10 protein-coding genes are annotated in these 9,773 nt (G+C 45.7%); 3 read left to right on the forward strand and 7 right to left on the reverse strand.

Annotated elements, in window-relative coordinates; translation table 11 throughout:
- Positions 1-162: 162 nt before the first annotated feature.
- The 5 genes from leuC to PJF56_RS17245 all read right to left on the reverse strand — a co-directional run bounded on the left by leuC (position 163) and on the right by PJF56_RS17245 (position 4,951).
- Positions 163-1,566, reverse strand: a complete 1,404-nt coding sequence (gene leuC / locus PJF56_RS17225; RefSeq protein ID WP_283763932.1) for a 3-isopropylmalate dehydratase large subunit — start codon at positions 1,564-1,566, stop codon at positions 163-165.
- A gap of 140 nt (positions 1,567-1,706) precedes the next feature.
- The gene (locus PJF56_RS17230) at positions 1,707-2,411 is read right to left on the reverse strand and encodes a hypothetical protein (protein ID WP_283763933.1); all 705 of its coding nucleotides are present in this window, start codon (positions 2,409-2,411) and stop codon (positions 1,707-1,709) included.
- Between the two features lie 139 nt (positions 2,412-2,550).
- The gene (locus PJF56_RS17235; protein ID WP_283763934.1) at positions 2,551-3,144 is read right to left on the reverse strand and encodes a DUF6940 family protein; all 594 of its coding nucleotides are present in this window, start codon (positions 3,142-3,144) and stop codon (positions 2,551-2,553) included.
- Positions 3,145-3,153: 9 nt separating this feature from the next.
- A complete protein-coding gene (locus PJF56_RS17240) occupies positions 3,154-3,903 on the reverse strand; it encodes a HEPN domain-containing protein (RefSeq protein ID WP_347179574.1) in 750 nt (249 codons plus the stop codon).
- On the reverse strand, positions 3,887-4,951 hold the full coding sequence (locus PJF56_RS17245) for a ParA family protein (RefSeq protein WP_283763936.1): 1,065 nt from the start codon (positions 4,949-4,951) through the stop codon (positions 3,887-3,889). The genes PJF56_RS17240 and PJF56_RS17245 overlap by 17 nt, the downstream gene beginning before the upstream one ends.
- Before the next feature lie 178 nt (positions 4,952-5,129).
- On the opposite strand from PJF56_RS17245, the gene PJF56_RS17250 reads away from it, so the two are divergent.
- Positions 5,130-6,503, forward strand: coding sequence for a 16S rRNA (cytosine(967)-C(5))-methyltransferase (locus PJF56_RS17250; RefSeq protein ID WP_283763937.1), 1,374 nt, complete (start codon positions 5,130-5,132; stop codon positions 6,501-6,503).
- On the opposite strand, the gene psb35 is transcribed toward PJF56_RS17250, so the two are convergent.
- Together psb35 and PJF56_RS17260 are read right to left on the reverse strand one after the other, a co-directional pair.
- Positions 6,500-6,673: a photosystem II assembly protein Psb35 gene (psb35, locus tag PJF56_RS17255; protein ID WP_283763938.1), complete on the reverse strand. Its 174-nt coding sequence runs from the start codon at positions 6,671-6,673 to the stop codon at positions 6,500-6,502. The two genes, PJF56_RS17250 and psb35, sit on opposite strands and share 4 nt — an antisense overlap.
- Positions 6,674-6,719: 46 nt before the next feature.
- Positions 6,720-7,223: a hypothetical protein gene (locus PJF56_RS17260; protein WP_283763939.1), complete on the reverse strand. Its 504-nt coding sequence runs from the start codon at positions 7,221-7,223 to the stop codon at positions 6,720-6,722.
- Between the two features lie 195 nt (positions 7,224-7,418).
- Here PJF56_RS17260 and PJF56_RS17265 point away from each other — a divergent pair, with 195 nt between their 5' ends.
- Both PJF56_RS17265 and PJF56_RS17270 read left to right on the forward strand, forming a co-directional pair.
- Positions 7,419-8,861, forward strand: a complete 1,443-nt coding sequence (locus PJF56_RS17265) for a CHASE3 domain-containing protein (RefSeq protein ID WP_283763940.1) — start codon at positions 7,419-7,421, stop codon at positions 8,859-8,861.
- Positions 8,862-8,988: 127 nt separating this feature from the next.
- The gene (locus tag PJF56_RS17270) at positions 8,989-9,585 is read left to right on the forward strand and encodes a LemA family protein (protein ID WP_283763941.1); all 597 of its coding nucleotides are present in this window, start codon (positions 8,989-8,991) and stop codon (positions 9,583-9,585) included.
- The last annotated feature ends 188 nt before the right edge of the window (positions 9,586-9,773 follow it).

Raw genomic sequence — 9,773 nt, forward strand, 5'->3', positions numbered from 1 at the left:
CAAATCCGCTTGAATACCATAATTAAAAATGTAGGGAGCAAGATACTCCCACTCCAGTAATATCAAATAATTGAGGGAGTGCGGGCATCTTGCCCGCTAGTTTAACTCATTTTCATGTCCGCTTGCGGAAACCGGACTTGAGATTACTAGCGAGGGAGACGGTTACAGCAGTTTCCGCACGTCGGAGACTTGGCCGGAGATGGCCGCAGCGACGACCATTGCGGGACTCATCAGTAGGGTACGGCCGGAGGAAGACCCCTGACGGCCCTTGAAGTTGCGGTTAGAGGAGGAGGCACTGATTTGGTCGCCTTCGAGTTTATCGGGGTTCATGGCTAAACACATGGAACATCCGGCGTTGCGCCATTCAAACCCGGCTTCGGTAAAGATTTTATCTAAGCCTTCTGCTTCGGCTTGTTGTTTGACGACTTCGGAACCGGGAACCACAAAGGCTTTGACTTGGGGGGCGACTTGATGACCTTGGGCAAATTTAGCGGCTTCCCGCAGGTCGCTGAGGCGGCCATTGGTACAACTGCCGATGAAGCAGACATCGATGGGGGTTCCGGCGATCGCCTTTCCGGGTTCGAGTTGCATGTACTGATAGGCTTCTTGGGCTAAGGGGCGATCGCCATCGGGTAAACTTTCTGGGGTAGGAATCACTTCATCTACTCCTATTCCTTGACCGGGTGTAATCCCCCAAGTGACTGTGGGGGGAATCTCTTCGGCCTTGAACACCACCACATCATCGTACTCGGCATCGGCATCAGAGCGGATACTTTCCCACCATTGAACGGCTTTATCCCAACTTTCCCCTTGGGGGGCAAAGTCCCGACCTTGCAGATAGTCAAATGTGACGCGATCGGGGTTGACATAGCCACATCTGGCTCCCCCTTCGATGGACATATTGCAGATGGTCATCCGCTCTTCCATGGACATCTGTTCTAGGGTGGTTCCGGCATACTCATAGGCATAGCCTACGCCTCCTTTCACGCCCAGTTTGCGGATAATGTGGAGGATCGCATCTTTGGCATAAACCCCCGGACGCAGGTTGCCATTGACCTCGATGCGGCGCACTTTGAGCTTCTCTAGGGCGAGGGTTTGGGAGGCCAACACATCCCGGACTTGGCTGGTACCAATGCCAAAGGCGATCGCCCCAAATGCGCCATGGGTTGAGGTGTGGCTATCTCCACAGGCGATCGTCATTCCCGGTTGCGTCATCCCCTGTTCTGGGGCAATGACATGGACAATGCCCTGGTTACCCGATCCCACGTTATAGAAGCGAATCCCATGCTCTTTGACGCTCTGCTCTAGTGCTTGCATCATCTCTTCAGCCAAAGTATCGGCGAAGGGCCGAGCCTGGTTTTGTGTGGGCACGATATGATCGACCGTAGCGACGGTGCGATCGGGAAACAATACCTTTAAGTTTCTCTCCCTCAGCATGGCAAAAGCTTGGGGACTTGTCACCTCGTGGGTTAGATGCAGTCCAATAAACAGTTGAGTTTGTCCAGAAGGAAGGGTGCCAACCTTGTGGTTGTTCCAGACTTTATCAAATAGCGTGCCCTTGCTCATAGTCAATAGTAGCGCTAGACGCTGGTAATCGTTAATGGATAATGGTTAATCGGTAAACTGTTTTTTACCTCAGTTCACTGGCAGTTTATCATTTTATCTGGGGCAATGGGTCATGGGTCATGGGGCATCTTCCCCATTTTCTAAGAGGATTTGCGAATTTTTTGCTCTTGATGATCTTGGGGGGGGGTTTTGCGAACCGGTTTCGCCGTCGCTCCCTGGGGAATGTCTGGGGTGAGTTTGGGAAAGTTGGGCACTTGTAAGGACTGATGCTGAACCGGTTTGGGGTTGCGGTTGACTTCAAAGTTAAAGGATTTTTGGGGTGGAGCGGGGGGGGGTGACGTTAGGTCTGTCGAAGGTGCAGGCGCTTCTAAGGGTTTGGGGGTAATATGTTCTGGACTAAAGTTCGCTCTAGGTTGGCGCTGAGGGACTCGCAAGGGTTGGGGTTTTTCGGTTAAGAGGACGGTTCCACGACGTTGCCGACGGTTGAGAGCTGCCCGTTTATGGGCGCTGGGATTTTGTAGGCTTTTCCAGAGAAGAAAGAGACCGCCCGATCCCAAGGCGATCGCCCCTAACCAGAGCCAGGGTAGGGTAAAGTTAGGGTCAGTTTCCTCTCTCATTTCTAGGGGTTCTGGGTCTTCTCTGACTTCGGCGATCGCCGCTTCCGATTCGACGGCTTCCGGATTGAGGAGAACGCTTAAGGCTTCATAACTAATGGCGATCGCCACTAGAGCGAAAATACTCCACACCCATAGGGTGTGTTTTTGAATCGGTTCGAGGATCAAGCTGAGTCGGTTTGAGGGTTGTTTCCCAGTAGAGCGATGAATGGGTTTACGTGGATGAACCATAGATATCTCCCCTAACTGTAAGTTGACCAGACCGACTCACTTCGTGTCCGAAACTCATCTTACCCAATTTTGGCCTGATCGATCGCCTCTCCCCCTATCCTTAACTTCTATATTGATATCTCCCCATTTTCCCATCCCCCTATCCCTTGTAGGGGGTGTAGCTATAGTATTTCGGTCGAGAATCCAGGCGAATATGGAGCCAGGGAACCCCCATTCCGGCAGTATTTAACCACATGGGTATTTGGGGCGATCGCTGTAACTGAGCCGCCATTTCCCTGGCTACAGTGTGCCATAATTGCTGCTGTTGAGACCCCAGAGCCTGTCGTACAAAGGAAGCTAAGTGAACATAAACGGAGTCAGGGGCGATCGCACAGGGGACAATTAAACGAGCATCCTGGCTCAGGTTGGGAAAACTCACCACGGTTTGCTCTGTAGAGGCTAAGTCAAAATAGGTCTTAAAAGCATCCGGATCGGGAGAGCGGTTTAAGCTCGGTTGATTAATGAGGACGTATTCAAAGAGGCGATCGCGGGTTGCCCAAGTGCAAGGGGGAGTTTCCCAGCGAAAAGCCCTAAAGGGACAATCGGCCAGAATGCGACTATAAAATAAGCGAAAATCAGGATTATTTTGCCACAGTTGCAAAACATCTTGGACGCGCAGATCGTCATCACCGCTACGGATACAATATTGGATAATCTGACCCGGTTGTATTTCCTTAGTTTCAATTTCCCACATAATCAAAATTTATAATATTTGATGAATATTCTCCACAACTTGTTCAATAAAATCAACTGCATCATTAATCATTCTTTCATCAATTGGCCAGCGATTGCCGATGCCAAAACTCGGATCGATATCCGCTTCATGGGCAATTTTATTGCGCCGATCCACAATTAAGCTCAGTTGTTGTTTAATGTCTTTTGGCGATCGCCCTAATTTAGCTGATACCTCATCCCATAGCTTTTTATCTGAAATCAGTCTAATCGCATCCGCAATCTTTTCCGGTTGCTGATAACTTTGGTAACTGAGTTTCTGCCTAATTTCATCTTCTAGCCAAGAGCTACGATTCAGTTTATTGACTAGGCTATTGGATAGAATAGGCAGTAAGGACGATACTGTATGAGATTGCTGCAAAAATGATGAACCTTGACTTTGCTGGATTTCATTCTCTAACCAAGAGGCAATATCATTGATGATTAATCGTTCTTGTCTTGCCCCACCCAAGGATACCTGAAACCGTGAAAAGGCAGACTGAGAACTATTCGGTGAGACTTGCGGTTCAGCGCGTTGCCCTTGATGAATTTGTATCATACCTAGGGTGACGACTTCATGAATATAATAGTCTAAAGCACTTACTGCCAACACTAAAGCTGCTCTTAAAATATCCGATAAATTTAGAGCAGCAGTGGATTGAGCGCTAACAGAATTATGGATAGAAATCAAATCTCGAACACGAGCAATACTCATCCGGAATTGATCAAGCGCTGATTGCATGGGCAGGAGAAGTACGAGTAATAATTTGATCGGCTAATTCTGAAAAGGTTGCTTTAAATTGATCCTGTTTTTCTTGGGCTTTCTCCAAAACCCGACCATACCAAAGGGCAGATTTTAGCTGTTCGGGTGTTAAGGCATAAACTGGTTTTTGGTGCTGTTGAGACAAGGCAATCAAACTATTAAAATCCGGGATTTTTGCCAGAACAATCCTGTTCTGTGTGTTGTTTGTATAACTTGAGTCTATCATGTGATTATGGGCTAAAACGGGAATCATTTTTTGAGCCACACTTTTTTCTATTGTTTCGATCCAGTTTTGAAAAGCTGCCGTTTCCTTACCTCTAATAATGCGATAATTTTGCACAATAATTCCTAAGAATTTCAGGTTCACTTCGGGAAATGGGTAAACAGCTTCTTTGAGAACGGGAAGAGAGCTTGCGGTCTTAGCCCAACTATACCATTTAGGTAAAACCTTAGTTAAAGAATCAATTGCCATCACGGAAAAGAAATCAGCCGTTGTGGGAATGACAAAAAAATCGCTGGTCATCAGTAGGTTCTGATTAATCGATCCCAAACTGGGACTCATATCAATCAAAATATAATCAGCCTTATACTTTTGTGCCGTCTTGTTTAATAACTCTGTAATCGATCCGGGTAAATTTTTCAGGGCTTGAATTGAGCCACTTAGCTCTTGGGCAATGCCTAACGTTACTTCATATTCAGCAAAGCCGACATGACCTGGCAATAAAAATAATCTTTCTCGATCTTGCACCGGAATACAATCGACCGCTTCAATGGGTTTGGGCTGTGATTCAAAAGCCGGTGCTAAAGCTGTTTTGATATTGGAAGAGGTTTGGTAAATGGCGGCAATTCTCTGTTGATTCTCTTCTGTTCCTTCTCCCAAAACCATACCGGTCAAGTTACATTGGGGATCGGTATCAACGAGAATGACAGTTTTTCCTTTTTCAGCCAGCATCCAACCTAGATTAAATGTGGTGGTTGTTTTGCTGACTCCGCCTTTATGATTAAAGAGAGCGATTTTTTGAACCATTAGATTGAGTTTATCTTGAGGGACAAGAATTGAGAAGATAGAATATTATTATAGCTTTTGTGAGAAACTAGAATTCAAACTCTTGTAAGCTTAAGATTTTCTGGTTTTTTGAAAAAGGGCTTTCCTGCGATCGCCTCCAACCCCTATGATTAACGGGTCGGTCTGAGATAAAGTTGACATGCCTAACTCCAATCCTCGTCAAGTTGCCTTTGCCATTCTCAAGGAGATCGATCGCCGCGATACCTATACGGATGTAGCCTTAAATCGGGGGTTGAGTGGGGCGAAATTGGCGAGAGTAGACCGGGGTTTGGTGACGGAGTTGGTGTATGGGGTGGTGCGACGGAGGCGATCGCTTGATGCGCTGATCGGTCAGTTTGCCCGTAAACCCATTGAGGAACAACCGGCGGATTTACGCTTAATCTTTCATCTGGGATTGTATCAACTGCGCTATCTGGATCAAATTCCAGCCCCTGCGGTGGTGCATACGACGGTGGAGTTGGCCAAAAATAATGGGTTGCGAGGCTTATCGGGAGTGGTGAATGGGGTATTGCGGCAGTATATGAGGTCACCTGGCGATCCCCTGAAATTACCCGATCCAGTGGCGCAACGGTTGGCGATGCTTCACAGTTACCCGGATTGGATTGTGGAAAAATGGTTAACCCAACTGGGAGAAACGGAAACTCAACAGTTATGTGAGTGGTTTAACCGTCCTCCGACTCTGGATCTAAGGGTGAATATTCATAAGGTTTCGGTGGCAGAGGTGGAAACAGCGTTTCAGGAGGCTGGTATTTCTGTAGAGCGACTGCCCTATTCTCCCCAAGGGTTGCGATTATTGAAAAAAGTGGGAGCAGTGCAGCAGTTACCCGGTTTTGAGCAAGGATGGTGGAGTATCCAAGATGGGAGCGCCCAATTGGTGGGGTATTTGGTCGATCCGCAACCGGGGGAGGTGGTGATTGATGCTTGTGCTGCTCCTGGGGGCAAAACAACTCATTTGGCGGAGTTAATGGGCGATCGCGGCACAATTTGGGGATGCGATCGCCAACATTCGCGGTTGAAAAAGGCGATCCAAAATGCCCAACGTCTGGATTTACACAGCATTAAAACCCTGGTGGCAGATCTGCGGGAAATTGGCGATTTTAGCGTAAAAGGCGATCGCGTCTTGGTTGATGCTCCCTGTTCCGGTTTAGGCACACTCCACCGCCATGCAGATGCCCGGTGGCGACAGTCTCCAGAGTCCATCGAGCAGTTATCGGTGCTACAACAAGAACTGCTGGAAAAAGCCGCCTCTTGGGTGAAACCGGGGGGAATTTTGGTCTACTCCACCTGTACCCTCGATCCCCAGGAAAACGAGCAGGTAATCGGCCGCTTTTTAGACCAGAATCCCCAGTGGAGGATTGTTCCAGTGCGATCGCGTCAGCGATGCCCAGCATTATCGCCAGAACCCCTAGCCCCATTGTCCACCCCTGAAGGCTGGATCAAGATTTGGCCCCACCGTCATCAGATGGACGGCTTTTTTATGGTGCGCCTGCAATCAAGCCAAGAGTCTATTTAAGTATCTTTGTTGTCTTTGTTCACATCGGGAATATAGTCCGGTTTTTGAGCATCTTCCCATCCTGCGGGACGCTTAGAGTTGTACCAGGCGATCGAGCCAATCACTACCGCAGCAATAAATCCCACCACATAAACCAGGGTAAAGGCAAGAGGAAATGATCCCGCTTCCATAAGGATTAACATCGTTTGAAGTCCTATTTTTAATTTTTAATTGATATTAACACTTCCAAGTTAAAGTCTTGGGATCGAACTGGCAGACTTTCGGAAATTCCGTATCTGTAGCAATAGCAGGCAGGGTAGAACCAACCGGGAGAGCAGAGAGGCGAGAGGGGCAACTTTCCAGATGTTGCTCAATACGGTTCGCTTGAACTTGGGCAATTCTAGCAATATCTACCCAAGCATTGAGAAAATCTACCACTTGATTGGGTGAAGCAGGCAATGCTGGAGTATAAGAATTATTTCTGTTTAAGGAATTAACCTGAGCTTGAATTTGGGGAATGCCATCGATCCATTGGCCTAAATAATTTGCATAGTCTTGGGGATTATCCGATGTGGGTGGACAAGTATTTGTAAAGATTTCTGTCGTTTGCAGTAAGATATTGAAGACCGGACAAATTTGGCGATCCCGACAGGAAAACCCTAGGGGTTGCCCTAAAGCTTGGGTGCTTAACGTTAGGGAACTCAAGGCACTGAGGGCAAAGAAAGCAGCAGATTTAGTCATGGATCTCATTCAATATTCTCCCAATTTAATTTTTCTTTTTTAGGTATAATAGCGCATTGTTTTTGGACAATAAGTTGATTTTAACGCGCGTCAATGAAGATTGGGTAAGATAGGTTTGAGTCGTTTCATTTAAAGATACGATCGATAGAGAACCTTACCCAGGTCAACACAAAAATACTCAGCCTATTTGCTTCGATGAATATTAAACAAGTTTTAGTCATTGGCTTTGGAGCCATTCTCAGTGCTGTTGGGGTCAGTAGCATTGTTTCTAACTATACAACATTATTTTTGGAAGAGAGCCAAGATTGGGTACTCCATACTTACGATGTTCAAATCAAATTAAAAAACATTGAAAAAAATCTTTTAGATGCAGAAACGGGTCAAAGGGGATTTATTTATACTGGAGATGAAACTTTTTTAGAACCCTACAACCTAGCCACTCAAATGTTAGACAGAAATTTTGAAATTTTAGAAGATTTGATTTCTGATAACTCAGATCAAGTTATGAATCTACAAAACATTAAAAATTTATCGCAGCAAAAACTTAATGAACTAGCGGAAACGATTCAACTCAAAAGGGCGAAAAAAGAACAAGAGATATTGATTTTAGTGACATCGAAAAAAGGCCAGGTTATCATGGATGAAATTCGGATAAACTTAGATGAAATGCATGAAATTGAAAACCAATTTCTCGATCAAAGATTGCAACATTTATCTGTCGCTTATCGACTGATTGATTTAGTCAACTGGGGAACGTTGGTTGTGGTGATTTTTGTAGAAATTATGACCATTGTTTGGATTAATAAAATTGCAGTCAATCCCATCACTAAATTTTCCAGTCATATTGCCGCTTCTTCGAGTCAAATTGCTGAGAGTGTCGAAGAACAGGAAGAGATTGCCCAACAACAGGCCAGTTTTATTAATGAAACAACCGCAACAGCCAATGAATTGGGGACATCCTATACTCAATCCGCAGAACAAGCAGATCTGGCTAATGCATCAGCTCAAGAAACCTTAAGGATAGTTGCAAGGGGAAACACTGCTGTAAAAACCATCCGTTTAGAGGTAATTAATGTTCAGGAACAAGTCGAATTCATGGCCAATAAGATTCTGGAGTTAACCGAGCAAATCGATAAAATTGGCGAAATTTCAGATGTGGTTCGTAGCATTGCTAATCAAACCAATATGTTAGCGCTAAATGCTTCTGTGGAAGCGGTAAGAGCTGGAGAAAGTGGTAAAGGTTTTTCTGTAATTGCTGTGGAAATTCGTAAGCTGGCCGATCAAAGTCGAGACTCTACAGTGGATATCAATAATCGGGTACTGGAAATTCAAAAAGCTATTAATGGAACTACTCAGATCAGTCAAAAGGGTCAAGAAAGTGTGCAAACCTGCTTTCAGATTACTGAAGATACTACCCAAACTTTTGAAGAGGTCAAAAATTCAGTGACTGATGTTGTCCATAGTAACCAGCAAATTACCTTGAACTTAAAACAACAGTTGATTGGTGTAGAACAGCTCATTGAGTCAATTACCAGTATTAATGCTGGGGCCAATAATAATGCCAGTGCCCTAGCTCAGATCGGTGAGAGTATTCAACAGTTAAATAATGTGGCTTTGGAGTTAAAGAGAATTGCTTAAGCCGATCGAGGTTAAAATGCTTAAAGCAGGAATCATTGTAAGGCATCAACTACTCGATCGCTATCTATCCTAATCCAGTTTGCTCTCGAACCCCTGATATAATGCCATCTAAAAGGGGTCTCATCCTATGGCACAGATCGTCCTTACCCTAGCTGTTCTAGGGACATTGATAGCGCTGGTGGCTTCTATTTTCATTGACGCATATAATTCTTTGGTGAAGCTACGCAACCGCTATGAGAATGCGTTTGCCCAAATTGATGTGCAGTTGCGTCGTCGTCATGATTTGATTCCTAATTTGCTCGAAGCGGTGAAGGGGTATATGAAGCATGAGCGGGAAACGTTAGATGCGATCATTGAAGCCAGGAATGCGGCGGTAACGGCGACTTCCCAAGCCTCTCAAGATCCAGGCGATCCTGCCGCCATGCAGACGTTAGGCAATGCAGAGGCGGTGCTGACGGGTTCTTTGGGGCGGTTGTTTGCTTTAGCTGAGGCGTATCCAGAGTTGAAGGCGGATCAAAATATGGCTCAGTTGATGGAAGAGTTGCGATCGACGGAAAATAAGATTGCGTTTGCTCGCCAGGCGTTTAATGATGGGGTGACACTCTACAATACGAAGCGGGAAGTATTTCCCAGCAATATTATTGCCAGTTTGTTCAATTTTCGCCCAGCGCAGTTACTGCAAGAAACCGATCCAGATGTAAAAAATGCCCCTACCATTGGGTGATCCTTTTTTATATCAAGTCCGGTTTCCGCAAGCGGACATGAAAATGAGTTACAGCGTTTTTCGATGTTATGAGGTACAGTAATCGAAATGTTCCTTGAGAGTGTTGTCCCATGAAAAGCCTGAAAAATGGGGATTATAGCGTGAAAAATGGTTTTCCCATTACCAATTACCCATTACCCATTACCGCG

It is taken from the genome of Roseofilum halophilum BLCC-M91, from assembly GCF_030068445.1.
Lineage (GTDB): Bacteria > Cyanobacteriota > Cyanobacteriia > Cyanobacteriales > Desertifilaceae > Roseofilum > Roseofilum halophilum.